The organism is Snodgrassella sp. ESL0323 (assembly GCF_013346865.1).
GTDB classification, from domain to species: Bacteria; Pseudomonadota; Gammaproteobacteria; order Burkholderiales; family Neisseriaceae; genus Snodgrassella; species Snodgrassella alvi.
The window spans coordinates 17,671-43,350 of record NZ_JAAEDT010000020.1; the positions used below are offsets into that span (position 1 = coordinate 17,671).

General features: G+C 43.9%; 24 protein-coding genes. 14 read left to right on the forward strand and 10 right to left on the reverse strand.

The genetic code is table 11. The annotated features are described in order from the left end of the window. Positions 1–165 precede the first annotated feature (165 nt). Complete coding sequence (locus GY065_RS08680; RefSeq protein ID WP_037475831.1) at positions 166–927, reverse strand: helix-turn-helix transcriptional regulator; 762 nt, start codon at positions 925–927, stop codon at positions 166–168. Between the two features lie 1,213 nt (positions 928–2,140). After that, complete coding sequence (moaC, locus tag GY065_RS08685; RefSeq protein WP_174833821.1) at positions 2,141–2,626, reverse strand: cyclic pyranopterin monophosphate synthase MoaC; 486 nt, start codon at positions 2,624–2,626, stop codon at positions 2,141–2,143. A gap of 71 nt (positions 2,627–2,697) precedes the next feature. Between moaC and mog the strand changes: the two genes are divergently transcribed. After that, complete coding sequence (gene mog, locus GY065_RS08690; RefSeq protein WP_174833822.1) at positions 2,698–3,273, forward strand: molybdopterin adenylyltransferase; 576 nt, start codon at positions 2,698–2,700, stop codon at positions 3,271–3,273. Positions 3,274–3,486: 213 nt separating this feature from the next. Here mog and pntB read toward each other — a convergent pair whose 3' ends face one another. The 6 genes from pntB to queA form a co-directional block, all read right to left on the reverse strand. After that, entirely contained in the window at positions 3,487–4,866 is a 1,380-nt protein-coding gene (gene pntB, locus GY065_RS08695) for a Re/Si-specific NAD(P)(+) transhydrogenase subunit beta (RefSeq protein WP_174833823.1), read from the reverse strand. Between the two features lie 12 nt (positions 4,867–4,878). Continuing rightward, positions 4,879–6,414, reverse strand: coding sequence for a Re/Si-specific NAD(P)(+) transhydrogenase subunit alpha (locus tag GY065_RS08700; RefSeq protein WP_174833824.1), 1,536 nt, complete (start codon positions 6,412–6,414; stop codon positions 4,879–4,881). A gap of 345 nt (positions 6,415–6,759) precedes the next feature. Further along, on the reverse strand, positions 6,760–7,701 hold the full coding sequence (locus GY065_RS08705) for a siderophore ABC transporter substrate-binding protein (RefSeq protein WP_174833825.1): 942 nt from the start codon (positions 7,699–7,701) through the stop codon (positions 6,760–6,762). 142 nt (positions 7,702–7,843) lie between these two features. Further along, a complete protein-coding gene (gene sugE, locus GY065_RS08710; protein ID WP_025331179.1) occupies positions 7,844–8,161 on the reverse strand; it encodes a quaternary ammonium compound efflux SMR transporter SugE in 318 nt (105 codons plus the stop codon). 239 nt (positions 8,162–8,400) lie between these two features. Continuing rightward, positions 8,401–8,787, reverse strand: a complete 387-nt coding sequence (gene gloA / locus GY065_RS08715) for a lactoylglutathione lyase (RefSeq protein ID WP_078475657.1) — start codon at positions 8,785–8,787, stop codon at positions 8,401–8,403. Positions 8,788–8,804: 17 nt separating this feature from the next. Then, entirely contained in the window at positions 8,805–9,845 is a 1,041-nt protein-coding gene (gene queA, locus GY065_RS08720) for a tRNA preQ1(34) S-adenosylmethionine ribosyltransferase-isomerase QueA (RefSeq protein WP_174833826.1), read from the reverse strand. A gap of 254 nt (positions 9,846–10,099) precedes the next feature. Here queA and aroQ point away from each other — a divergent pair, with 254 nt between their 5' ends. From aroQ to ppk1, 9 genes are all read left to right on the forward strand, one after another. Beyond that, a complete protein-coding gene (gene aroQ, locus GY065_RS08725) occupies positions 10,100–10,558 on the forward strand; it encodes a type II 3-dehydroquinate dehydratase (protein WP_025331182.1) in 459 nt (152 codons plus the stop codon). 41 nt (positions 10,559–10,599) lie between these two features. Further along, positions 10,600–11,061: an acetyl-CoA carboxylase biotin carboxyl carrier protein gene (gene accB / locus GY065_RS08730; protein ID WP_025331183.1), complete on the forward strand. Its 462-nt coding sequence runs from the start codon at positions 10,600–10,602 to the stop codon at positions 11,059–11,061. Positions 11,062–11,106: 45 nt separating this feature from the next. Continuing rightward, positions 11,107–12,465 carry an acetyl-CoA carboxylase biotin carboxylase subunit gene (accC, locus tag GY065_RS08735; RefSeq protein ID WP_025331184.1) on the forward strand — a complete coding sequence of 453 codons (1,359 nt, stop codon included), beginning with the start codon at positions 11,107–11,109 and terminating at the stop codon, positions 12,463–12,465. A gap of 91 nt (positions 12,466–12,556) precedes the next feature. Further along, on the forward strand, positions 12,557–13,453 hold the full coding sequence (gene prmA / locus GY065_RS08740; RefSeq protein ID WP_174833827.1) for a 50S ribosomal protein L11 methyltransferase: 897 nt from the start codon (positions 12,557–12,559) through the stop codon (positions 13,451–13,453). Positions 13,454–13,576: 123 nt separating this feature from the next. Further along, on the forward strand, positions 13,577–14,380 hold the full coding sequence (locus GY065_RS08745; protein ID WP_037475811.1) for a hypothetical protein: 804 nt from the start codon (positions 13,577–13,579) through the stop codon (positions 14,378–14,380). After that, entirely contained in the window at positions 14,377–15,714 is a 1,338-nt protein-coding gene (gene argA / locus GY065_RS08750; RefSeq protein WP_174833828.1) for an amino-acid N-acetyltransferase, read from the forward strand. The genes GY065_RS08745 and argA overlap by 4 nt, the downstream gene beginning before the upstream one ends. 62 nt (positions 15,715–15,776) lie before the next feature. Beyond that, complete coding sequence (locus GY065_RS08755) at positions 15,777–16,049, forward strand: oxidative damage protection protein (protein ID WP_037475808.1); 273 nt, start codon at positions 15,777–15,779, stop codon at positions 16,047–16,049. Positions 16,050–16,055: 6 nt separating this feature from the next. Next, the gene (locus GY065_RS08760; protein ID WP_202984079.1) at positions 16,056–16,670 is read left to right on the forward strand and encodes a serine acetyltransferase; all 615 of its coding nucleotides are present in this window, start codon (positions 16,056–16,058) and stop codon (positions 16,668–16,670) included. 85 nt (positions 16,671–16,755) lie between these two features. Continuing rightward, positions 16,756–18,816 (forward strand): polyphosphate kinase 1, encoded by a 2,061-nt coding sequence (gene ppk1, locus GY065_RS08765; protein WP_174833829.1) that lies wholly within the window; start codon positions 16,756–16,758, stop codon positions 18,814–18,816. A gap of 145 nt (positions 18,817–18,961) precedes the next feature. Here ppk1 and dut read toward each other — a convergent pair whose 3' ends face one another. Next, positions 18,962–19,423: a dUTP diphosphatase gene (gene dut / locus GY065_RS08770; RefSeq protein WP_084547891.1), complete on the reverse strand. Its 462-nt coding sequence runs from the start codon at positions 19,421–19,423 to the stop codon at positions 18,962–18,964. An 82-nt stretch (positions 19,424–19,505) separates the two neighbouring features. Further along, complete coding sequence (coaBC, locus tag GY065_RS08775; RefSeq protein WP_174833995.1) at positions 19,506–20,687, reverse strand: bifunctional phosphopantothenoylcysteine decarboxylase/phosphopantothenate--cysteine ligase CoaBC; 1,182 nt, start codon at positions 20,685–20,687, stop codon at positions 19,506–19,508. Positions 20,688–21,227: 540 nt separating this feature from the next. Between coaBC and GY065_RS08780 the strand changes: the two genes are divergently transcribed. The 4 genes from GY065_RS08780 (at position 21,228) to GY065_RS08795 (ending at position 25,615) form a co-directional block, all read left to right on the forward strand. Beyond that, positions 21,228–22,358 (forward strand): ABC transporter ATP-binding protein, encoded by a 1,131-nt coding sequence (locus GY065_RS08780; protein ID WP_037475799.1) that lies wholly within the window; start codon positions 21,228–21,230, stop codon positions 22,356–22,358. A gap of 19 nt (positions 22,359–22,377) precedes the next feature. After that, positions 22,378–23,346 carry an ABC transporter permease subunit gene (locus tag GY065_RS08785; protein ID WP_037475797.1) on the forward strand — a complete coding sequence of 323 codons (969 nt, stop codon included), beginning with the start codon at positions 22,378–22,380 and terminating at the stop codon, positions 23,344–23,346. Next, the gene (locus GY065_RS08790) at positions 23,339–24,220 is read left to right on the forward strand and encodes an ABC transporter permease subunit (RefSeq protein WP_174833830.1); all 882 of its coding nucleotides are present in this window, start codon (positions 23,339–23,341) and stop codon (positions 24,218–24,220) included. Before GY065_RS08785 ends, GY065_RS08790 begins: the two co-directional genes overlap by 8 nt. A gap of 78 nt (positions 24,221–24,298) precedes the next feature. After that, the gene (locus tag GY065_RS08795; RefSeq protein WP_174833831.1) at positions 24,299–25,615 is read left to right on the forward strand and encodes an FAD-binding oxidoreductase; all 1,317 of its coding nucleotides are present in this window, start codon (positions 24,299–24,301) and stop codon (positions 25,613–25,615) included. Positions 25,616–25,680: the final 65 nt, after the last annotated feature.

Sequence of the window (25,680 nt, forward strand, 5' to 3'; positions counted from 1 at the left end):
CAGGTAATTAATGGCTGATTGGTAACAATGTCAAATCAAACTGGAATTTATACTATTACAATAAAACAGCATTTATATTTTCATATTTCTCATATATTTTACTTGCTTCACTATGCACATTAATTTAAGAGCAATTTGATTTATACCTGAAATTATCAATCGATATCAGATCTTGCGACCAAACCATTCAACCTTACCAATAATTTCAAAATCTTCTTCAATATGTGCCAGATCAACAGTAAATGCTTCGTATTCTTTGTTAGCAGAAGTAACCAATAATTGATTATTCGGTTTCAACTGCGTACGCTTAACCAGAATATTTTTTCCTATGCGCAACACATACAGACCGTCACCGCCTTCTTTTTTTCCATGATTAACCAGTACATGATCTCCGTCATTAAAAACACCAGCCATACTGTCATCTTTAACGATAAATGTACTTAATTTCTGCGGATCAACATTCAGATAATTTTCCAGCCAGCTACGATTGAAAGCAATGGTGCATAAAGTTTTATTGTCCGAGACGTCTGTTTTATTGGTATTTTGCAAAGAGCAGACTGGAATGAATGTATAATCTCCTGCACATATTTCATTGGAACGGCCGGCATAATCAGGACTGCTTTCACTAAGATCAGTGCCGGTATTCATGGATAATGGATCGGGTAGTTTAGTATAAAAATCTTTGTGGTTATTTACACTATCATAATTAAATTTAGGCCCCTTACCTGTCGCCAGCCATAATAGATTTACCTGTGCAACATCGGCTATTTTAATTAGATTAGTAGTACTCGGTTCTGCACCTTCTTTCACCCATTTAGAAGCAGTAGGGTAAGCAACATCTACCTTCCTGGCTAATTCAGAAACACTTTTCAGAATAGTAACTACTTCCTGCATTCTAGAGGCAAACCCGACGTTAAAATTTTCCATTTTGGAATTACTTTCAAATAAAACTATGTAAGGTCTAATTTAAAACATATTTGTAAACAAGAATTTACAAATATAAATTTAAAAAAAGCAACATTTTTTGCACAATATTTAAATTAAAACTTGCAAATTGTAATCTTTACTATATAATCTAATATGTGAATATATTAGGAACAACACTTAAATACATTAATGCAAACAATGTTTATATTAAAATTTTAATATTAAGCTATAATAATTAATTTACAGCATAGCATTAGTATTAAAAAATACATTAATTTAGCAATTCACTATCTGTATTTAACTACCGGATAGATGATACCATTTTGTCATTCGCAAGAAAATGCCAGAAATCAGCTAGGTTTGCACCTTTGCATGTTTTTTTGCATATAAAAAATTGACCGACAAAATATTGGATTGCATCTATTGGTAATAGTATCTTTTTTCCGAGGTATCAGCTACATTGTCATTATATGTGAAATTTTGTTAAAGATGTAGCATTTTTTTATAATTTTAACATTAATTTTTTATTAAATAAACATTTGGAATTTTATATATAAATTTATATATATAGAGATTTTTTAAGCAAAAGCTATTTATTTATTATACTTAAAATTTTGATGATTACCGTTCAAATAACTATTTATTCTAAATATATAACTAATAATTATATATTTATATATTAAAATTTATGAGAAAACACCATTGGAAGATTCATTAATTTTTTTATCGATTTTAATTAAGTTATTAAATATTTTTATTATAAAAAATTATACTTAAACTTAGTATTGCAATTTTAATGTTAATTTTTTAATGTATAGTTAAAATAATCATTTCTCTAGTTCTTACATTTAAAATACATTTAATTTTTTTCATTACATTTAAAAAATAATTATAAATATCAATTTTTTATAAAAAAAATTTAAGATACTGGTATACCTTAACTAAGTTATTAATATGGGTCCGTTGTCTATTTTTAAGATACTTTTTTGCTATATATAAAATAAACAGGCGCCTCAAAGTTTATATTGCAGATGAAGAAAGTAGATATAGCCTTTTTGACTGAAGGCACTAAGATTATTTACTTCATCAGAGCTATTTATTAACTATACACAGCCTGAGCTGCTCATTACCAGCGTGGCACTGATATACCTGTTTATTTAATAATTTTTTAATAACTAAAAATCACTACGAATTTGCTTTCACCTTAACTGAATCAGGGCTGGCGATACCAGGCACCGGACTGGCCGCCCTCTTTGTGTTGCAGACAGATATTGCTGATAATCATACTGCGATCTACTGCTTTGAGCATATCATAAATAGTAAGCAGTCCGACACTGGCAGCAGTTAATGCTTCCATTTCAACTCCGGTCTGCCCCGTATTTTCTGTTTGTACACAAATAGTAATACTGCGTTTTTCATCATCAAGACTGAAATCAACATTAACCCGGGTAAGTGCTATCGGATGGCATAAAGGTATTAAATTACTGGTTTGTTTGGATGCCTGTATTGCGGCAATTCGTGCAATACCGAGTACATCCCCTTTTTTACTGTCACCATTGCGTATTTTATTAAACGCAGTTTCATTGACACTGATAATACCGGTTGCAATGGCAATGCGCTTACTGTGCGGTTTGGCTCCCACATCTACCATATGAGCTTCGCCACGATTATTGAAATGAGTTAACTCGTCTGAATTCATCTTGCTTCACTGACAGGCTAAAGGGTCTATATTACAATAATTGTCTTTGTAATGCTGGATGAGCTCTGAAAATGGATACATTGTCTTTATTAAAAATTGGTCTGGTTTCTATCAGTGACCGGGCTTCTACTGGCGTCTACACGGATCAGGGTTTGCCTGAACTGAAAAAATGGTTACAGCGTGCGGTATTGAATCCTTTGGAATTTGTTGAGCACCTGATTCCGGATGAACAGCCACTTATTGAAAGTATTCTGACTCAGCTTGCCGATGAAGATGCCTGCCCTCTGATTCTGACTACCGGCGGTACTGGCCCTTATTTACGCGATGTAACTCCGGAAGCAACGCTGGCAGTTGCCGACCGGGTAATTCCGGGCTTTGGTGAATTAATGCGGCAAATTAGTCTGCATTTCACTCCTACTGCTATTTTATCGCGTCAGGTAGGGGTACTGCGTGGCAATAGTCTTATTCTGAATTTACCCGGTAAACCATCTGCAATTGCAGAAACACTGGGGGGCGTGAAAGATGAACAGGGAAAAACCCTGATACCGGGTATTTTTGCTTCAATACCTATTGCAGTAGATGCCGTTAGCGGCCCGCTTATCCGTACAGATTCTGATTTTTGTCCGGTAGTATTACCCAAGCGCTGATTGAATAATGCCTGATGTTCACTGACCAATTAATTTGGCAATGGATTTGATTGGCGGAAAATGGGAAGGTGTGATTCTTTATTCAATAAATAACATTCTGTAATCTTTAGCAGATAGGGTAATATCCAGATTTATATCGAATTTCTTAAAATTTTTATTTATTGAGCTTTATAAAAAAACAGTCTGGTAAATGACCAGACTGTTTTTTCATTGTTAAATATTTTTATCCACTTCATCCAGCGTAGCTTTGGCATCACCAAAACACATTCTGACATTTTCTTCATAAAACAGTGGATTATCTACGCCTGCATAACCGGATTGCATTGAACGTTTAAATACAATCACATTTTTGGCTTCCCAGACATGCAATACCGGCATACCGGCAATAGGACTATTCGGGTCAGTTACTGCTGCCGGATTGACTGTATCATTGGCACCAATCACCAGTACTACATCAGTATCGCTGAAATCATCATTGATTTCGTCCATTTCCAGTACAATATCATAAGGTACTTTTGCTTCAGCCAGTAATACATTCATATGTCCGGGCAGGCGTCCGGCTACCGGATGAATCCCGAAGCGGACATTAATACCTTGCTGGCGCAGTTTGGCGGTAATACTGGCCACTGCATTTTGTGCATGAGCCACCGCCATACCGTATCCCGGCGTAATAATGACGCTATGTGCATTTTTCAGTGTATCTGCTACCTGCTCCGGTTTGATTTCCTGAACTTCGCCGGCTGGTACATTGTCACTGTTTGCGGCTACCGGCGCTGAGCCGAAACCACCGCCAATTACAGACAGAAATTTGCGATTCATCGCCTGACACATGATATATGACAAAATCGCACCGGACGAACCGACTAATGCACCGATAACAATCAGTAGATCGTTATCAAGCATAAAACCGGCAGCGGCGGCAGCCCAGCCTGAATAAGAATTCAGCATGGAAATGACTACCGGCATATCAGCTCCGCCAATCGAAGCGACCAGATGATAACCGAATACCAGTGCAATCAGAGTCATGACAATCAGAGCAAAACCGGAACCGCCAACACCTACGAACCACAGCATCAGTAAAAATGACAATACCAGTGCGCCCAGATTGAGCAGGTGCCGGTGTGGCAGTTGCAGGGGGCTGCTGGCAATCTTACCATTCAGTTTTCCCCATGCTACTAATGAACCACTAAAGGTTACTGCACCAATAAATACCCCCAGAAATACTTCAACCAGATGGATGGTGAACATGTCTGAGTCTACATCATGAGGGTCGATGTAGCTGTTGAAACCCACCAGTACGGCAGCTAATCCGACAAAGCTGTGCAGCATAGCAATCAGCTCCGGCATCTGGGTCATTTCTACTTTCTTAGCCTGTTGCAGACCCACTGCACCACCAATAACCATGGCAATAATCACCCAGCCCAGACCGTGCGCATTTTCACTGAAAACCGTAGCAATCAGCGCAATAGCCATACCTGCTATGCCCATATAACAGCCACGTCTGGCACTTTCCTGCTGTGAGAGTCCGGCCAGACTCAGAATAAACAATACTGCAGCAACGATGTATGCAGCAGTTACGATACCTTGAGACATACCGTTTCCCCCTTATTTACGAAACATATTGAGCATACGGCGGGTAACAGCAAAGCCACCGAAGATATTAACGCTGACTATCGCTACTGCAATAAAGGCCAGCAACGATACGAAACCATGTCCCTGCCCGATTTGCAGCAATGCACCTACTACAATAATGCCCGATATGGCATTAGTTACTGACATTAACGGGGTATGCAAGGCGTGGTTCACGTTCCATACCACAAAGTAACCCACTACACAGGCAAGTACAAATACCATGAAGTGATTCAGAAAAGCCACCGGAGCAACCGCACCTATCCACAACATCAGTATGACTGCAATTGCTGCCCAGATGATTTTTTTGTTTGCTGATGCCGGCTGTGCTGTCGCAACAGGAGCCGGAGCTGCAACTTTCGGTTCTGCTTTTGGCGCAGCGGATACCTGAATCGGTGGTGGTGGATACATGCTGTTGCCTTCATGAGTAACAGTCATGTTACGGATAATCACATCTTCGAAGTTTAATGCCAGCTCACCATCCTTATTCGGTGTAAGCAGGCGTGCCAGATTAACCAGATTTGTGCCATAAAGCTGTGAAGACTGGCCTGCCAGACGGTTAGCCATATCGGTATAACCAATTATTTTCACCCCATTGGCGGTAGTAATAATTTTACCGGGTTCGGTATATTCGCAGTTACCGCCGGTAGCAGCGGCCAGATCCACGATTACCGAACCTTCACGCATACTGTCTACCATCTCCCGGGTAATCAGTTTGGGAGCAGGTTTTCCCGGAATCGCAGCAGTTGTAATGATAATGTCAACTTGTCTGGCCTGTTCGGCAAACAGTTTCATTTCTGCTTCAATATAAGCAGCACTCATGGTTTTAGCATAGCCGTCGCCACTACTGCTTTCTTCTTCCTGATAGTCCAGTTGCAGAAAGTTACCACCCATGGACTCAATCTGGTCAGCAACTTCAGGGCGGGTATCGAATGCATTAACCACGGCACCAAGCTGACGGGCTGTACCAATAGCGGCCAGACCAGCCACCCCTGCACCTATCACCAGCACTTCTGCCGGAGGAACTTTACCGGCAGCAGTAATCTGGCCGGTAAAGAAACGGCCAAAGTTTTCAGCAGCTTCAATTACCGCCCGATAGCCACTGATATTAGCCATTGACGACAATGCATCCATTGCCTGTGCACGTGAAATCCGCGGTACCATGTCCATTGCCAGTACGGTAATTTTTTTCGCCTGTAACTGCTGTACCAGCTCTGACTGCTGCGCCGGCATGATGAAGCTGACCAGTATCGTATCGGACTGCATGGCGGCAATTTCTTCTTTATTCGGTGCATTTACCTTAAATATTAGCGGACACTGCCAGACAGTGTCTGCATCCGCCACTGTTGCGCCTGCTTCCTGATACAAACCGTCAGATAAGCTGGCTGCCTTACCGGCATCATGCTCAATAACAACTTCATGCCCCAATTTAATTAGCTGGGTAACGGTTTTCGGCGTAGCCGCTACTCTGGTTTCACCGGCAAGAGATTCGCGTGGAATACCTATCTTCATTCTTATTCCTTTCCGAGGAAGGTGCCGTAAATAGTTTTAACTGTAAATACTTGTCTGCTCTGATATATTTGGTCTGAGTTAATCAGCATAGACTGCCTGTCTAACCCATAACTATCAGAAGATAATATTTTCTGTTGTTTACAACCACTATATTATCGAAAACACAGCAATAAAACCTTTATTCAGGTCATTATTTGTGTCTGATTTAAAAAATTTAACAATTACATTTACATATAATATGTCTTTATCAATAATGTCTATTATCAGGATAGGCTATTATCTGTTTTCAACAAAAAAGCCAGCCATTAGTAATAACGGCTGGCTGTGATGTGACAGAAACAAAATTTAATTCATGCTGTTCAGCGGCCGGATAACTTCATCAATCTGACGATTCAGACTTTCCAGCCCGTTGCCGGATAAATACCACAAGTCAGCACTAAGATTAACGATTTGCGTACCTGCATTCTGCATAACTTTATTATCAAAATAATCGCTGCGCATTGGTGTATTACCTATTGCTTTACTGCGGTCAACAACGTAAATAATATCCGGATGATATTGAGCAATAAACTGATTATCAACCATTATACGTGCCGGCCGGCCATTTTCAGCTTTATCCGGTACAGGCAGATCATTGGCATTTACAGCCCGTTTTACATGTAATTCATCGAAGATCAGCGCAGCATAGCTACCCTGATTCATCAGCATCACATTTCCGTCATTATGTAATACCACGATGGCTTTTTTACCGGATTGCTGCGCGAGCTGACGGGCTGCATCCATTTTTAAATCCAGTGCATTCAACTGCTCCTGCGCCAGTACTTCTTTGCCGGCAATTTTCCCCAGCAATCTGATCTGATTCTTAACCGCAGAATAATAATTTTCACCGGCATTAACTGAGTAATTGAGTGTAGGTGCAATAGCACTTAAATCTTTATAGAAATTATTCTGCCTTCCGCTCATGATAATCAGATCCGGACTGGCAGCTTTAATACCGGCAATATCCGGCTCCTTCATTTTGCCTGAATCCTGTACCTGTGCATTATGATATTGTTGCAGATAAGCCGGAATATTACTTACCGGCGCAGCAATAACGCGGTTGCCGGCACCTAGTGCATCCAGTGTATCTAAAGCACCGAAATCCATCACAACAATTTTTTGCGGTTGTACCGGTATTTTAATTTCTTCGCCAGCCTGAGTAAGGTTAATTGACGGTGCAGTGCTTTGACAGGCACTTAACCCCATTATCAGAGCCGATGCCACAGCCAGCGTTATTATTTTTTTCATAACTGAATTACCCCTTGAATTTTAAATTATTAAATAATGATAATTATTATCATTATTTAATATAAATGTCCAGCTTTGCAATACAATCCAGCTTAATATAAATTTAATAAGCGGATGTTATAACTTGCCGGACAGTATGAATTTAGTGTGCGCCCAGTTTCAGACCAATAATACCGGCAATAATCAGTGTCAGGCTAATCAGACGCATGGCACCAGCCGGTTCTTTAAAAGCAATGATACCAACAATGGTTGCCCCCACAGCACCAATACCAGTCCAGACTGCATAAGCTGTACCTACCGGCAATGAACGCATGGACTGTGCCAGCAGAAGAAAGCTGCCAACCAGAGCAGCTAATGTAATGATACTCGGGGTGAATTTAGTAAAATTCTGTGAATACTTAAGACCAATTGCCCAGACTATTTCAAGTATGCCGGCCAGCAATAATGACACCCAGGCCATAATGATTCCTGTTAAGGCTGATGCAGGCCGTCCTGCGTGAGAATCTACCGGTCGGGTCGTCCCGAACGGATGCATAAATAAGCATATGAATAATGGCATCATAATAGGCAGCCTGAATCAGCGTCAAGCAATCAAAACTCCATTGGAACGAAAACAGATGGCTATAAACCATCTGTCAGGATATTGATACTGATCATAGTTCAGTCTGACACAGTTATAATCAATATAATGCTGCGAACTTATTTCTTCTTCTGAATGAATTCAATTTTATAGCCATCAGGATCTTCCACAAATGCGATGACAGTAGTGCCATGCTGCATGGGTCCGGCCTCACGGGTTACACGACAGCCCTTAGCGCGCACAGCATCACAGGCAGCATAAGCATCATCTACCTCAATAGCAATATGTCCGTATCCTGTACCTAGATCATAAGTATGCGTATCCCAGTTATAGGTTAATTCCAGTACGGTACTGTCAGATTCTTCACCATAGCCGACAAAAGCCAGAGTAAAACGTCCGCCGGGAAAATCTTCTCGCCGCAGCAGTTTCATACCGAGCACATCCTGATAAAACGCCAGTGATTTATCCAAATCACCTACTCGCAGCATAGTATGCAACATTCTCATGTTATGTTCCTTATATCTTATTCTGTTTTTGTTTTTGCCAGATTACCCAGCAGCATGGCATCGCCATAACTGAAAAAGCGGTATCCGGCGCCAATGGCATGCTGGTAAATGGCACGAATTTCATCATAACCGCTAAATGCGCTTACCAGCATGAGTAAAGTTGATTTAGGCAGGTGAAAATTGGTAATCATGCGGTCAATTACCTTAAACTCATAGCCCGGCGTAATAAAAATATTGGTATCGCCCTGGCCTGCCTGTAATTTTCCACTGCGTGCTGCAGACTCCAGTGCGCGAACTGCTGTTGTGCCTACCGCCCAGATTTTATTTCCTCGCGCCTGTGCCGCTTCAATCTCTGCTACAACTTCCTCACTCACGTCATACCATTCACTATGCATATGATGTTCAGCAATATTTTCTACCCGCACTGGCTGAAAGGTGCCTGCACCTACATGTAAAGTTACTTCGGTCAGGTGTACGCCTTTATCTCGCAATTGTTGCAAAATAGTATCGGTAAAGTGCAAACCGGCGGTAGGGGCAGCTACTGCTCCTTCATATTTAGCATAAATCGTCTGATAGCGTTCATCATCGTCGTGATCAGCCGAACGGGTAATGTATGGTGGTAATGGCAAATGGCCGTGCGCTTCCAGTAGCTCCCATACAGTTTTGTCGCCGGAAAAATGCAGTACAAATAACTCACCTTGTCGTGCCTGCATCTGTGCATGCAATCCGCCTTCGAAAATCAGTTCTGTACCCGGTTTGGGCGATTTAGATGAACGCACATGTGCCAGAGCAGTATGGTTATCCAGCACTCGTTCAATCAATGCTTCAATCTGACCGCCACTGGCTTTACGGCCAAAAAGGCGGGCTTTCATTACACGGGTATTGTTAAATACCAAAACATCACCGGCTGCCACATAATCTGCCAGCCGGATAAATTCACTGTCTGTCGGAGGCTGCCCGGGCAAAGCCACCAGCAGACGGCTACTGCCGCGCACAGCCGGAGGGTGCTGAGCAATCAGTTCCGGTGGCAAATCAAAATCAAAATCATTAATATGCATGTAATATGTGCCCGAAAAAGGCAAAAGACGTATTATAAGCCGGCTTGCACAGACTGCGAAGCAGTAGCATATTACCCTTATCAGCCACAGTTTAAATATCCGGCTTATCAGTTTATTAAGCACGCAAAATAAGGCTGCCAGACTGTTATAAGGAAAACAGTTGTAGTTTGTATAGTGAAATTTTTACGAAAATACTGGACATTTGCGCGCATTTTCGGCAAAAATGGCGCAATTTTGCGATAAACAATCAATATATGAGTGCCTCAATTCTGGTTTTAAACGGCCCCAATCTGAATCTTTTAGGGTTACGGGAGCCACATATATATGGTCATACCACACTGGCAGACATTAATCAGAAACTGCTTGTACAGGCACAAGCTGCAGGCCTAACACTGGAAACACTGCAAAGCAATGCCGAACATGTTCTGACAGAACGCATTCAGGCTGCATTAACTGATGATACCCGATTTATTATTATTAACCCGGGTGCGTTTACCCATACCAGCGTAGCCATTCGTGATGCTTTTGCAGCTGCCGGCAAACCATTTATTGAGATACACATTTCAAATGTACATGCACGCGAAGCTTTCCGGCGCCATTCCTATCTGTCCGATATTGCCATGGGGGTAATCTGTGGTCTGGGCGTATATGGTTACGAGGCAGCGTTACACCGTGCAATTGAATACATTCAAGAGACAGATCGCCAACACTAATACCTATTGCGATCTAGTCCAATCACACAAGGGTTCATAATATGGATTTACGTAAACTTAAAAAACTCATTGATCTGGTAGAAGAGTCAGGCATTGCTGAAATCGAAGTGACCGAAGGTGAGGAAAAGGTACGCATTACCCGCACTACTGCTGCTCAGCCAGTATATTCTGCACCAGTACAACAACAGCCGGCTGTTATGGCTGCACCAGCAGCAGTTCCGGCAGAAGCTGCTCCCGCAGCAGCCGTACCGGCAGCCGGTCCTGATCTGAGCAAAGCGATGAAATCACCGATGGTCGGAACTTTTTACCGGGCAGCAAGTCCGACTTCTGCACCGTTTGTTGAAGTGGGGCAAACCGTTAATGCCGGCGATACTCTGTGTATCATCGAAGCCATGAAACTGATGAATGAAATTGAAGCTGATCACAGTGGCGTAGTCAAAGAAATTCTCGTATCCAACGGGCAGCCTGTGGAGTTTGGTGAACCGCTGTTTATTATTGAGTAATCTTAATATCAGTCATAACTCCCCTTTTTTACAAGGTACTGCCTCATGTTAAAAAAAGTTCTTATTGCCAATCGTGGCGAAATTGCGCTGCGCATTCTGCGCGCCTGCCATGAAATGGGTATTGCAACCGTGGCTGTGCATTCAGAAGCCGATAGTGATGCTCTGCACGTCAAGCTGGCTGATGAATCTGTTTGTATTGGTCCGGCCAGTTCCGCCCAAAGTTACCTGAATATCCCTGCTCTGATTTCCGCTGCTGAAGTTACCGATGCTGATGCCATTCACCCCGGTTATGGATTTCTGGCAGAAAATGATGGTTTTGCAGAACAGGTGGAGCAGTCCGGTTTTGTTTTTATCGGTCCGCGTCCGGAAACCATACGTCAGATGGGTGACAAAGTTTCTGCGAAAAAGGCGATGCAGGCAGCCGGTGTCCCCTGTGTACCCGGTTCAGATGGTGCATTACCGGAAGATCCGCAGGAAATTGAAAAAATCGGTGCTGCGGTAGGCTATCCGGTCATTATTAAAGCATCAGGCGGCGGCGGCGGTCGAGGTATGCGCGTAGTTGAAAAGGCTGAGGATTTACTGGCCGCAGTAGAAATGACCCGTACTGAAGCCGGTGCTGCTTTTGGTAATCCTGCCGTGTATATGGAGCGCTATCTGCAGAAACCGCGCCATATTGAAATTCAGGTACTGTGTGATGAACATGGCAATGCCATTTATCTGGGTGAGCGTGACTGCTCTATGCAGCGCCGCCATCAGAAAGTCATTGAAGAAGCACCGGCACCATTTATCACTGCGGAAGAACGCGAACGTATTGGTAGCGCGTGTGTAGCCGCATGTCAGCGCATCGGCTACCGTGGTGCAGGTACATTTGAATTTCTGTATGAAGATGGTGAGTTCTTCTTCATTGAAATGAATACCCGTGTACAGGTTGAGCATGCTATTACCGAGCTGATTACCGGTGTGGATATTGTACAGGAGCAAATCCGTGTAGCTTCCGGTCTGCCCTTATCCTACACTCAGGCGGATATCCGTTTACAAGGACATGCTTTTGAATGCCGGATTAATGCCGAAGACCCGTATACTTTTGTTCCCAGCCCCGGTCTGATTACCAGCTGCCACCAGCCCGGTGGTAACGGTGTGCGCATTGACAGCCATATATATCAGGGCTATACCGTACCTCCTTATTACGATAGCATGATTGGTAAGGTTTGTACCCACGGGCGTGATCGTAATGAAGCTATCGCCAAAATGCGTGTTGCCCTGCAGGAGCTGGCCATCACCGGTATTAAAACTAATACCAACCTGCACCGTGATATTTTTGCTGATCCGGGTTTCATTCATGGTGGTGAAAGTATTCATTATCTTGAGCAATGGTTACAAAAACACAAAGAATCACAAAAATAATTTACAATAAGCATACATTGCGCTTTTGTTTGCAGGCAGCCGCGGTGGCTGCCTGAAGTTTTATAAAACATCCAATTACGGTAAAAAAGCCATGCACTACCAACAAGTTGTTATTACAGTTACACAAGATCAGGTGGATAAGCTCTCCGATGCTCTGATTGAAAACGGCGCATTAAGTACAGCTATTGAAGATGCCAATGCCGGCAATGACAATGAACAGCCGATTTTCGGCGAACCTGATATGCCCACTGAACAGGTGTGGCAGCAAAGTAACATTGTGGCATTATTTAATGAAAATACTGATATTGATTCCGTTGTTTCTGCAGCAGCACAGGAATGTGCTATTGCCAAACCACAATACTATCTTGAAACCATTCCTGAACAGGACTGGGTACGGCTGACTCAGTCTCAGTTTGACCCGATTCAGATTTCTTCGCGCTTATGGATTACGCCATCGTGGCATAACCAGCCAACTGAACCGGGTGTCATTAATCTACAATTGGATCCTGGGCTGGCTTTCGGTACCGGGAGTCACCCCACTACTCGGCTGTGCCTGCAATGGCTGGATAAGCATGTGCGCAGTGGTGAAACTCTACTGGATTATGGCTGTGGTTCGGGTATTCTAACAATTGCCGCACTGAAACTGGGTGTCGGCCGTGCCTGTGGTGTAGACATTGATCCGCAGGCAATCCGTGCCAGTCAGGATAATGCTGCACAAAATCAGGTCAGTGCTGAATTTTATCTTCCGGATAATTTGCCAGCTAGTCAGAAATTTGACATTGTTGTTGCAAATATTCTGGCAAATCCGTTACGCATGCTGGCTCAAATGCTGGCAGAACGTACCCGTACCGGCGGTGAAATTGTCCTTTCAGGTATTCTGGCAGAACAAACAGAAGAACTCAGTGAAATATATCGTCAGTGGTTTGATTTAAATTCACCTAAAACACTGGACGGGTGGGTATGCATTAGTGGCCGTAAAAGAGCATAATTGTCCGGTTCTGCTATTTATCTGCAGACTCTGGCATGACATACTAATGCGATAAAGCGGCTATCTGCTTCTGACAGTACTTAATTGCCTCCTTTTTAACTATTTTGGTTTGCTGAAATAATCATGTCTAAAACAATTACTGTTATTTGTCCTCAATGCCATGCAGAAAATATCGTAGCAACACCGCCACGTGACGGAGGACGTGTTGTATGTCAACAATGCCAGCACAGATTTACTGTTGTATCAAAAATCCGTGCGAATAAAAATGTCACCCCGCCGGCTTCAGAAAGCAATAAAAATACAGCTGCCTCCGGGCAGCAGATACCCAGTGCCAGTGAAGTAATGGATTTACTGCACAATGCTCTGAATCAGAATCAGACGAATAATAAACGCGCACAGAATCAAATCTACACCAGTGCACCAACACCAAAAAATACTGCGGTTATCGACAAAAGACCGAATCTAAATACTTTATTAAATCAGGTAGCGAATAAAGTGGAGATTCGCGTGCCAACAACAACCGAACCGGAACCGGAACACTCGTCTGCGCCACAGCCGCAGCTGGCCAGCAGTGAATTACTGCTTAACCCGCTGCCAGTAGCAGAGCCAGTAAAAAATGCACCGCCAATAGTCAGCACACCAGTCCATGTGCCTGAAGAAAATACTACCAATATTTCCATGAACAGTAATGTGAATAACCTGAATAATCTTGTTTTTACCTTACTGCCTAATGACAACACAAATCAGGCAGATGTACCATTACTGCTAAATGATGCGATCGAAAAAACCGATGCCATCCATGCCAAAACCGAATTTTTACATCATCAGCAGGATAAACTGTCCAAAGAATTTAACTGGACTCTAGCAACTATTGTTGCGTTAACTGTACTGATGATGCAGTTATTTTATTTAATGGCAGTAAAATGAACATTCATGCAGGTAATCAAGAAACTTTTAAGAGTAACCAGTTTGTTCACGATTTTCGTCAGGCCTCACCCTATATCCACCATCTGAATGGTAAAACGCTTGTTTTAGCAATCAGTAGCCATGTTCTGGTAAGCGACAAACTCGCAGCACTGGCAGCCGATATCCTTTTATTAACCAGCCTCGGTATGAGGCTGGTTCTTATTCACGGTTGCAGCCAGTATATTCAGGCCATAGCCGGCAGCGATACCGCAATCAGCATAGATGAAAATCCGGTTACGGATAATGCTGCTCTGGAGTTAGTCAAACAGGCCAGCGGAATTGCACGCTTCAATCTGGAAGCAGCACTATCTATGATACCTACACAGGTTATGGATCACAGCACTCCCAACCTGCGTATTGCTGCCGGCAATTTCCTGCGCGCCAAGCCTCTGGGCGTAATTAACGGAACAGATATGGGCTACAGCGGCTGTGTTCGTAAAGTAGATTCGGCTGCTATCGAAGAGCGTCTGGCTCACAATCAGCTGGTATTAATCAGCCCGATCGGCCATTCGCTTAGCGGTCAGTCATATCGTTTGCAGGTAAATGAAGTTGCACAAGCTGTGGCAGAAGCCATCAGCGCAGAAAAACTCATCTTTCTGGGCACGCAGCAAGGTTTACTGGATGAACAGCAACAAACCATCAGTGAGCTGAACTGTGTTGAAATTGCCAGTCTGCTGGCACAAAACACCGGAAGCAGACGCCAGACAGAGCTGTTACAGACAGCAGCACATGTACTTGAACACGGTGTTCAGCGGGTGCATGTACTGTCCGGTCTACAGGATGGCAGCCTGTTACAGGAATTATTTACTCGTGAAGGCAGCGGCACAGCCATGGCTAAAGCGCCTTTTATGCGTATCCGGCCGGCTGCCAATAAAGATATCGGCGATATCCTGCAGCTGATTGCGCCACTGGAAGCAGCCGGTATTTTATTACCGCGCGACAGTGAGTACATGGAAAACCATATTCATGAATTTTCTGTGTTGGAGCAGGATTGCTATGTTTATGGCTGTGTTGCTTTACATGTTTATCCTGAAGCAAATGTCGGTGAGCTGGCTTGTCTGATTGTTTCACCGAATGCCCGCGCCCGCGGCTACGGAGAACTGCTGCTGACTCATGTTATCAAACAGGCACAGCAATTACAGCTAAAAGAACTGTTTGCTCTGAGCACACATACCGGCGATTGGTTTGTCGAACGCGGATTTATCAGTGCTCGCCTGGAACAGTTACCATCAGAGCGGCAGCAACAGTACACCAATAACAAACGCCAGTCGAAAATATTTTGCCGCCAGCTCTAAACCAACTCCAGCAAAATCTTTTACAATCTGTATTTTTCCCTGAATGACACGAAGGAAAACACATGAGCCATATGGTGCATTGCGTTAAACTGGGCAAAGAAGCGCCCGGAATGAAATTTCCGCCATTTCCCAATGAACTGGGTAAACGCATATACGATAATGTATCACAGGAAGCCTGGGATGGCTGGTTACGTTATCAAACCATGATTATTAATGAAAACCGCCTTAGTCTGGCCGACCCCCGCGCCCGTCAGTACATTACTCAGCAAATGGAAAATTATTTCTTCGGCGAGGGTGCCGACCACATCAGTGGTTATACACCTCCTCAGGAATAAAAACTAATGGCTGTTCGATTTCACAGAAACGAACAGCCTTTTATTTTCCCGACATCTTTGCACTGTTTTATGGTTATCCAGCTTATTAAAAGTGATTTGTTTCGTTATAGCGGCCGTACAGACTGGTCTAGTTTTATTCGTCATTATTTGTTTAACCGGGGATTCCGCTTTACTTTCTGGCTCAGGCTGGCCTCCGTACCGGGAATATGGCGCAAACTTGCCTACCCCATGTATGCATGGCAAAAACGCCGCAGCGGCATCATTATCAGCCCGCGCACAGCAGTGGGTTATGGTTTGTATATTGGTCATGGCGGCCCGCTGATTATCAATAGCAGTGCCCGACTGGGTAATAATGTCAATCTTTCACCCTACACAGTAATTGGTGCTAACAACGGACCCGCAGCCTGTATCGGTAATAACGTCTACATCGGACCCAATTGTAATCTGATTGAAAATGTACAGATTGGTGACAATGCCACTATCGGTGCCGGCAGTGTTGTGACTAAAAATATTCCGGCAAATGCCACAGCTGCCGGCAATTACGCTAAAGTACTGAATTATCAGAATCCGGGACAGTATATTCATAACCGCTGGCCGCAAGAAAACACAGATGAGGCTTGACCTGACAACAAAACAGTGCCAATGTTATTAAATTAACATCATACAGACACACTCTTACTCTTAATGACAGTTACAGGTATAGCCAATGTCCGAAATTCAGCCACGTCTGCTTTGCCGTGAACTAAGCCTGCTGGCTTTCAATCGTCGTGTTCTGGCACAGGCACAGGATGTACAGGTGCCCTTACTCGAACGTTTACGGTTTTTATGTATTGTTTCTTCCAATCTGGATGAATTTTTTGAAGTACGAATGGCATGGCTGCGGCGTACCCGTCAACTCTCGCCGCATATTCCTCTGGCCAATGGTGAACTGCCGGATACAGTTATTGCCAATGTAACCGAAGAAGCTCATGCCATTATTGCCGAGCAATACAGGCTGTTTAACGATGAGCTGATTCCGGCTTTACGCAATGAAGGCATATCATTTTATCCGCGCAGTTCATGGAGTAAGGCACAACGTCAGTGGGTGGCTGATTACTTCCGGCATGAACTGTTACCCATTCTGACCCCTATCGGACTGGATCCTTCTCACCCATTCCCGCGTTTACTGAATAAATCGCTGAATTTTGCAGTAGAACTGGAAGGTAAAGATGCTTTTGGTCGTACTGGTGGCATGGCCATCGTTCAGGCTCCGCGTATTTTGCCAAGAGTACTGAAAATGCCTAAGGAATTATGTGACGGACATGATGGTTTTGTATTTCTATCGTCAATCCTGCATGCTCATGTGCATACACTCTTTACCGGAATGAGCGTTAAAGGCTGCTATCAGTTTCGCCTTACCCGCGATAGTGACCTAAGTGTTGATGAAGAAGATCTGGAAAATCTGCGCACGGCAATTGCAGGTGAATTACAGGGAAGACAGTATGGAGATGGTGTTCGGCTGGAAGTAGCCGATAATTGTCCGGCGCGCGTTTACGATTTCCTGCTTAGCCATTTTCATCTGGGGCGTGATGAATTGTACCGGGTAAACGGTCCGGTAAATCTGGTACGACTGATGGCCGTACCAGATATGGTTGAACGCAATGATTTAAAGTTTCCGCCATTTATTCCCGGCACACCGGCCATTCTGAATAAAAATCGCGATATGTTCAGTATCATCAGTCAGCGCGATATTCTACTCTATCATCCTTATCAGTCTTTCGAACCTACAGTTCGTCTGATTCAGCAGGCAGCTGATGACCCTCAAGTTATTGCGATAAAAATGACCATTTACCGCACTGGCAGTAATTCTGACCTAGTAAAAGCACTGATGAAAGCAGCACTGACAGGCAAACAGGTTACCGTAGTGGTTGAACTGATGGCCCGTTTTGATGAAGAAACCAATCTGAACTGGGCCAGTCAGCTTGAAGCTGCCGGCGCTCATGTCGTATACGGAGTCTTCGGATATAAAGTTCATGCCAAAATGGCATTGATTGTCCGTCGTGAAGACGGCAAACTGAAACGCTATACTCATGTCAGTACAGGTAATTATCATCAGGGTACCAGCCGCATTTATACCGATCTGGGTTTAATGACCTGCAATCAGGATATCAGCGTGGATGTTAATACTGTATTTATGGAAATCACCGGTCTGGGACAACCTAATAATCTGCATAAAATAGCGCAAAGCCCGTTTACTCTGCACAAAATGCTTCTCAACAGCATTAATAACGAAATTGAGCAGGCAAAAGCCGGTAAAACAGCACGTATTATGGCCAAGATGAATGCACTGGTTGAACCTACTATTGTCGATGCCTTGTATGCGGCCAGTCAGGCTGGCGTACAAATTGAGCTGATAGTACGCGGAATATGTGTGCTGCGTCCGGGTGTTAAAGGCTTATCAGAAAATATCCGAGTGCGTTCAATAGTCGGCCGGCTGCTGGAACATGCGCGGGTATTTTATTTTGAAAATGGCGGTGATTCTAAACTATGGATATCCAGCGCCGACTGGATGGGACGAAATCTGTTCCGTCGTGTAGAAATTTGTACACCGATTGAAACACCTGAGCTAAAACAACGTATAATCAAGGAAACTCTGATGCTTGCGCTGACTGATAATCAGTGTGCATGGCTGATGCAGCCGGATGGTCAGTATGAGCGCATTAAACCAGCAGAGAAAGAGTCTATAACCAATATGCAGAATATGCTTATTGAGCGTTATCGCCAGTAATAATACTGGTTTTAAACCTAAAACTACCGAATGGCCGGTCAGAATGCTGAATTAATTGTGTGGTAAGCAGTTTTAGCCAGTGCCATGGCAAAAAAAGCAAGGTTATCCATCCGGATACCTTGCTTTTCGCTTGATTAAATAAAAATTACTGATGTCCGGTACTACCAAAACCGCCTTCTCCGCGGCTGGTTTGCGCAAACTCATCAACCACAGTAAAAGCTGCCTGCATAACCGGCACAATAATCATCTGAGCAATCCGTGCCAGAGGTTCAATGACATACGCTTCCTGACTGCGATTCCACAACGATACTTTTAATTCTCCCTGATAATCCGAATCAATTAACCCGACCAGATTACCCAGTACAATCCCATGTTTATGCCCCAGACCTGAACGCGGCAATATCAGAGCCGCGTATCCCGGATCAGCCAGATGTATGGCCAGTCCGGTTGGTAACAGAAAGCTTTCTCCCGGCTGCAAAGTAACCGGTGTTTCAATACAGGCACGTAAATCCAGCCCGGCCGAACCAATCGTCGCATATTCAGGTAATTGTTCTGCCATTGACGGATGTAATATTTTAATTTGTACAGATAACTCAGAAGCACTCATAAAAACCAGTCTTTAAATAATAGATCATTAAAAATATCAGGACAGCAAGCCCTTATAACACATCAGTAACAGTCTTTTACTGTCACGGCAATAATTGTGCCAGCCGTTCAACAATAGCCGCAGCGGTATCTGCTTTACTCATCTGCGGTAAAGCCGTTTCCTGCTCGTCATCAAGTAAAATTACCTGATTGGTCGTTTTACCCATAGCCTGACTCACATCATTGGCTACCAGTAACGGCACACCTTTTTTCAGCCGTTTAGCACGCGCATATTCCAGAACATGCTCACTTTCTGCTGCAAAGCCAACACAGAAAGGAGCATCCGGCCGGCTGGCTACGGTTGCCAGTATATCGGCATTTTCAGTTAGTTCGATTACAGGAATAGCCTGCCCCGGCTGTTTTTTCAGTTTTTGTACACTGCGGTTTTTTACTTTGTAATCAGCCACTGCTGCTACAGAAATAAACACATCTTGCTGTGGCAACAAACGCTCGACTGCATTCAGCATAGAATCTGCGCTGACAGCCTGTTCAGTGTAAGCCAGCCCTGCTGCCATTGAGGTATTAATCTGTCCGTATACCAAAGATACACTTGCTCCGGCCGCACGGCAGGCACGTGCCAGAGCCATACCCATTTGTCCGCTGGAAATATTGGTAATACCGCGTACCGGATCAATGGCTTCAAAGGTTGCCCCTGTCGTAATCAGTACCCGTTTACCAGCCAGTACCGGCAGTGTCCAGACATCTGCCAGCAATTCCGCCAGCTCAGCCGCTTCCAGCATGCGTCCGCTGCCAGTTTCGCCACAGGCCTGCTCACCGACTGCCGGTCCGATTATTTTTATCTGATCCTGACGTAATAAAGCCAGATTGCGCTGATTAGCCGGATTATTCCACATCTGTACATTCATTGCCGGCGCAACAGCCAGCGGACAGGTACGGGCTGCTACCAGAGTTGTCAGCAGATTATCAGCCATGCCATGCGCAATTTTCGCCAGCGTATTGGCAGAAGCCGGTGCAATCAGCATCACATCTGCCTGACGACTCAGATTGATATGAGCCATCCCGTTGCCACCGGCAGCATCATGAGTATCCAGTAATACCGGTTCTCCGCTCAGTGCCTGAAAAGTAGTGGGACTGACAAAATTAGTAGCTGCCTGTGTCATCACAACATTAACCTGATGTCCTGCTTTTTTAAGCAGTCGCACCAGTTCACAACATTTATATGCAGCAATACCACCACAAATACCCAGCAACACCTTTTTCTTCATTACTTTTACATCCATCGTCCTGACCGGCCGTTAACAGATATCTACCGAATTTTCATTTAACCCAGTCAGAAAAAAATAAAACAAACTATTTGATTAGAAGGAAAATTTTTTGCATAATCCATTTATACTCACATTCACATTTTATAATTGAAAATCAGTACAATCTAATTATCAGATACAACCGCTCAGTAGATCAGGTTTAAATGAATATAGCAGCCAATAATTACATGATACACTAGGCAATATTCAGCCTGCCAGACAGCATGTTCTCTGTCTGACCATACTTTAGCTCAATCCTAACAAAATTTTATTCAATTTAAAAAGTACCGCTAAATCCCTGTTTACATACAAAGTTATACTCTAAGTGGAGAATTTAAACGTATTAACACTTAAATTTCATTGCCCCATACTAAATGCTTGCATACAATGCGTCCCCTAAAGCAGGAGCAGAATCGTTTTTGCACCGTTCTTTAAACATTACAGTAAACATCCATATGCCGAGCATTGGCTGGAACGATTTTTCTGGAGTAACCTTTAATTATGAGCGAAAACGCAACCACCAGACCCGGTGCCGATCCAGCACATTACTTACAGATTAAAGACATCGTCAAAACCTATGGCGATAATTACGCTGTAGACCATATTAATCTGACCATCAAAAAAAACGAAATATTCGCCTTGCTCGGCAGCTCCGGCAGCGGTAAATCGACTTTATTACGCATGCTCGCCGGTATGGAAACACCAACTCAGGGACAGATTATCCTTGATGGTGAAGATATTACTAAATTACAACCCTACGACCGCCCTATCAATATGATGTTTCAGAGCTATGCCCTGTTTCCGCATATGACGGTCGAACAAAACATCGCTTTCGGATTAAAGCAGGACAAACTACCCAAAGATGAAATCAATGCACGGGTAGAAGAAATGCTGCGTCTGGTACAAATGAGCAAATACGCCAAACGCAAACCACACCAGCTTTCCGGAGGTCAGCAGCAACGCGTTGCGCTGGCACGCAGCTTGGCGAAACGCCCTAAATTGCTGTTACTGGATGAACCTCTGGGTGCCTTAGACAAAAAACTGCGTCAGCAAACCCAGCTGGAACTGGTGAATACTCTGGAAAAAGTAGGCGCTACCTGTATTATGGTTACCCATGATCAGGAAGAAGCCATGACAATGGCTTCACGTATTGCCATCATGTCAGACGGTCAGTTGCAACAGGTTGGCACACCTTCTGATATTTACGACTATCCAAATAGCCGCTTTACAGCTGAATTCATGGGCGAAACCAATATTCTGGAAGGCAAAGTGACTGAAGACGGTGCCGACCATACCATTATTCACTGCCCCGAAATGCAGCAACTGGTTTATCTTGGTCACGGTATTAGCGGACCAGAAGATCAGAAAATCTGGCTGTCTATTCGTCCTGAAGATATCAACATCTATCGCGAGCAACCTCAGCAGGAATATAACTGGTCAGCCGGAATTGTCAAAGAAATTGCCTATCTGGGCAGCTTCGGTATTTTTCATATCCAGCTGCCTTCCGGCAAAATTATCAAAAGTCAGGTGTTATCCTCATACTGGGAACAATACAGCATTCCTATGCCCACCTGGGAAGAAAAAGTTTACATCAGCTGGCCGGATAATCAGGTCAGTCCTCTGACTCATTAATAGCCGCGGGAGCTTAAACATGAACTGGTTTAACCGCCTTAAAGGCTTACGCCCGACACAGGGACTGGTTGTCGGCATTCCTTATATCTGGCTGCTGGTACTTTTCCTTATCCCGTTTTTTATCGTACTTAAAATCAGCTTTGCCGAACAGGATATTGCCATCCCGCCCTATACCCCGCTGTATCATGTAGATGCAGAAATGGGACGGGTAAATATTTTAGTTAGCTACCAGAATTATGCTGATATTTTTAATGATTTCTGGCAGTCTCTCGGACAAATGTTTATTGGCAACCTTGGCGATAATATTTACCTGCTGACTTACTGGTTATCAATTAAAACAGCCTTCACTACGACACTTATCTGTTTGCTGGCAGGTTATCCGATAGCCTATGCTATCGCCCGGGCTCCGGAAAAAATCCGTAATGGTCTGCTGCTTACCATTATGCTGCCTTTCTGGACATCATTTCTGCTGCGTGTATATGCATGGATGAGCCTGCTCGGCCATAACGGTATTATTAATACTTATCTGATCAAATGGGGACTCATCAACAACCCAATGAATATGCTATACAACTCATTCTCACTGAATCTGGTTATGGTATATACCTATTTGCCCTTTATGATTCTGCCACTGTACACTCAGCTGGTAAAACTGGACAATCGCCTGCTGGAAGCCGCTGCCGATCTCGGTGCTGGTCCCATTAAAGCGTTTGTTTCCATTACTCTGCCACTATCCAAAGCCGGTATTATCTCCGGCTCGATGCTGGTCTTTATTCCGGCAGTCGGTGAATTTGTGATACCCGAACTGATAGGCGGACCAAACAATATGCTGATTGGTAAAGTATTGTGGATGTCGTTCTTTAACCAGAATAACTGGCCGCTGGCGTCAGCAGTAGCTGTCATTATGGTGCTGTTACTGGTGATTCCGATTACCCTGTTCCATCGCTATGAAACCCGGGAAATTAAAGAAGGAGCCAGTCATGCATAAAAACACATCATCCTGGTTTCTCAAAACAATGCTGACTCTGGGGCTGGTCTTTCTGTACATGCCATTGGTCGTCCTAATTATTTATTCATTTAATAATTCGCGTCTGGTTACTGTATGGGGAGGTTTTTCCACTCAGTGGTACAGTCAATTACTACATAATGAGCTGATACTCGATGCCGCGTGGCTTTCAATACGCATTGCTCTGTGTTCGGCAGCAGCCGCAGTCATTCTGGGGACACTTGCCGGCTACGCACTGGCCCGTATCAAACGTTTCCGTGGTAACACCTTATTTGCTGGTATGGTTTCTGCACCAATGGTTATGCCGGACATCATCACCGGTCTGTCCATGCTGCTGTTAATTATTCAGGTACAGATGCTGCTGCAAAACAGTGCTTTTAGTTTTCTGTATTTTGAGCGTGGCTTTTTTACCATCTGGCTTGGTCATACCACACTGTGCATGTCTTATGTAACTGTTATTATCCGCTCACGTTTGTCTGAACTTAATCAGTCACTGGAAGAAGCAGCTAAGGATCTTGGCGCAAGGCCATTAAAGGTATTTTTTCTGATTACACTGCCGTCAATTGCTCCGGCTATTGCATCCGGCTTTCTGCTGTCCATTACTCTGTCGCTGGATGATCTGGTCATTACATCATTTCTGTCTGGTCCGGGTTCTTCTACTTTGCCAATGATTATATTTTCAAAAATCAAACTGGGTCTGGATCCGCAAATGAATGTACTGGCCACCATCATCATTGCACTGGTAGGCACACTGGTTATTGGTATTAATTACTTTATGATGCGGCAAAATACCAGACGTGAACGGGAAATGGCAGAAGCCTATCGACAGAGCCAGTTACTTGAAGCTAACAAATAAAAATTGCATACATGGCAGCTATCTGATTTCGGTTAGCTGCCAGTGTTTCATCTTCCTAATCAGTTTAATCATGTAACTATGTCTACCCACAAACCGCCTGATACAGAACGCATTAACAGCTACTATACAGCCAGCTGTAATGACCACAGCCACTATCCAAGTTTAGAAGGTACTGTTGAAGTGGAAACCTGCATCATTGGTGGCGGACTGAGCGGAATCGGTACTGCATTGCCATTGGCACAACAACAGCATAGCGTAGCACTTATCGAAGCCGCCCGAATCGGTTATGGTGCCTCCGGCCGTAACGGCGGTCAGGTCATTTATGGTTACGCTGCTGAAATGAGTAATCTGGCCGGCATGATCGGACTAAAAAATGCGCAAACACTCTGGCAGTGGAGCCGTGAAGCTGTCACTCTGATTGAACAACAGATTCAAACCTATCAAATCAGCTGTGACTGGCAACGTGGTTACGCTCATGCAGCCATCCGGCCGCACCAGCTGCGTGTCTTAACTGAATGGGTGAAAGAAGCTGCCGAACACTACCATTTTCATGATTATGAAGTATGGAATTCAAACCAGCTGCAACAGCAACTGGCCAGCGAACGTTATACCGGCGCGATTTTTGACCATCAGGCCGGACATTTACATCCACTAAACTACTTACTTGGACTGGCTCGTGAAGCTGCCCGTGCCGGAACATTGTTGTTTGAACATTCCCCTATGCTTTCGCTGGAAACATGGCAGCATGGATACCGGATTACCACACCAAACGGGAATATCATTGCCAAAAATCTCGTGATTGCTGTCAATGCCTTTACCCGCAGTCTCCGGCAGGCACCTATAAAGGCGCTCGAAGCCAAAATCCTGCCGGTAAGTACATACATGATTGCAACCCAGCCGCTTGGGGAACGTGCTCAGCAACTCATCAAAAATAACATGGCAGTATGTGATACCCGTTTTGTACTTGATTATTATCGTCTGAGTGCAGACAAACGCTTGTTATTCGGCGGTAAAGTCAATTATTCCGGTCGAGAACCCGGCCGGCAGCAACTCATTCAGAGTATGCGCCGTGATATGCTTAAAGTATTTCCACAACTGGCTGATGCAGAAATTGATTATGCCTGGGGTGGTCAGATTGATATCAGCATGAACCGCCTGCCCCATTTCGGGCGTCTTAACCCGCGACTCTATTTTTTACAAGGATTTTCAGGACATGGCGTGGCTGCTGCCGGTATGGGCGGACAGATTATTGCTGAGGCAATCAGCGGTGATGACAGCCGTCTGAACATGTTTGAAAAAATTATTCATCACAACTTTCCCGGTGGAAGATTACTGCGTCTGCCTATACAATGGTTAGGTACAGGTTATTACCGTCTAAAAGATTTATTACCTTAATTTTAAGAGTTATAAATTTAACTATAGTACAATCAATACCCGTTTTTGAATTCAAGTAACAGGCT

Excerpts from the sequence above, each read along its gene's own strand:
- GY065_RS08680 (WP_037475831.1), bottom strand. The coding sequence starts at position 927 with ATGGAAAATTTTAACGTCGGGTTTGCCTCTAGAATGCAGGAAGTAGTT.
- moaC (WP_174833821.1), bottom strand. The coding sequence starts at position 2,626 with ATGAATTCAGACGAGTTAACTCATTTCAATAATCGTGGCGAAGCTCAT.
- mog (WP_174833822.1), top strand. The coding sequence starts at position 2,698 with ATGGATACATTGTCTTTATTAAAAATTGGTCTGGTTTCTATCAGTGAC.
- pntB (WP_174833823.1), bottom strand. The coding sequence starts at position 4,866 with ATGTCTCAAGGTATCGTAACTGCTGCATACATCGTTGCTGCAGTATTG.
- GY065_RS08700 (WP_174833824.1), bottom strand. The coding sequence starts at position 6,414 with ATGAAGATAGGTATTCCACGCGAATCTCTTGCCGGTGAAACCAGAGTA.
- GY065_RS08705 (WP_174833825.1), bottom strand. The coding sequence starts at position 7,701 with ATGAAAAAAATAATAACGCTGGCTGTGGCATCGGCTCTGATAATGGGG.
- sugE (WP_025331179.1), bottom strand. The coding sequence starts at position 8,161 with ATGGCCTGGGTGTCATTATTGCTGGCCGGCATACTTGAAATAGTCTGG.
- gloA (WP_078475657.1), bottom strand. The coding sequence starts at position 8,787 with ATGAGAATGTTGCATACTATGCTGCGAGTAGGTGATTTGGATAAATCA.
- queA (WP_174833826.1), bottom strand. The coding sequence starts at position 9,845 with ATGCATATTAATGATTTTGATTTTGATTTGCCACCGGAACTGATTGCT.
- aroQ (WP_025331182.1), top strand. The coding sequence starts at position 10,100 with ATGAGTGCCTCAATTCTGGTTTTAAACGGCCCCAATCTGAATCTTTTA.
- accB (WP_025331183.1), top strand. The coding sequence starts at position 10,600 with ATGGATTTACGTAAACTTAAAAAACTCATTGATCTGGTAGAAGAGTCA.
- accC (WP_025331184.1), top strand. The coding sequence starts at position 11,107 with ATGTTAAAAAAAGTTCTTATTGCCAATCGTGGCGAAATTGCGCTGCGC.
- prmA (WP_174833827.1), top strand. The coding sequence starts at position 12,557 with ATGCACTACCAACAAGTTGTTATTACAGTTACACAAGATCAGGTGGAT.
- GY065_RS08745 (WP_037475811.1), top strand. The coding sequence starts at position 13,577 with ATGTCTAAAACAATTACTGTTATTTGTCCTCAATGCCATGCAGAAAAT.
- argA (WP_174833828.1), top strand. The coding sequence starts at position 14,377 with ATGAACATTCATGCAGGTAATCAAGAAACTTTTAAGAGTAACCAGTTT.
- GY065_RS08755 (WP_037475808.1), top strand. The coding sequence starts at position 15,777 with ATGAGCCATATGGTGCATTGCGTTAAACTGGGCAAAGAAGCGCCCGGA.
- GY065_RS08760 (WP_202984079.1), top strand. The coding sequence starts at position 16,056 with ATGGCTGTTCGATTTCACAGAAACGAACAGCCTTTTATTTTCCCGACA.
- ppk1 (WP_174833829.1), top strand. The coding sequence starts at position 16,756 with ATGTCCGAAATTCAGCCACGTCTGCTTTGCCGTGAACTAAGCCTGCTG.
- dut (WP_084547891.1), bottom strand. The coding sequence starts at position 19,423 with ATGAGTGCTTCTGAGTTATCTGTACAAATTAAAATATTACATCCGTCA.
- coaBC (WP_174833995.1), bottom strand. The coding sequence starts at position 20,687 with ATGAAGAAAAAGGTGTTGCTGGGTATTTGTGGTGGTATTGCTGCATAT.
- GY065_RS08780 (WP_037475799.1), top strand. The coding sequence starts at position 21,228 with ATGAGCGAAAACGCAACCACCAGACCCGGTGCCGATCCAGCACATTAC.
- GY065_RS08785 (WP_037475797.1), top strand. The coding sequence starts at position 22,378 with ATGAACTGGTTTAACCGCCTTAAAGGCTTACGCCCGACACAGGGACTG.
- GY065_RS08790 (WP_174833830.1), top strand. The coding sequence starts at position 23,339 with ATGCATAAAAACACATCATCCTGGTTTCTCAAAACAATGCTGACTCTG.
- GY065_RS08795 (WP_174833831.1), top strand. The coding sequence starts at position 24,299 with ATGTCTACCCACAAACCGCCTGATACAGAACGCATTAACAGCTACTAT.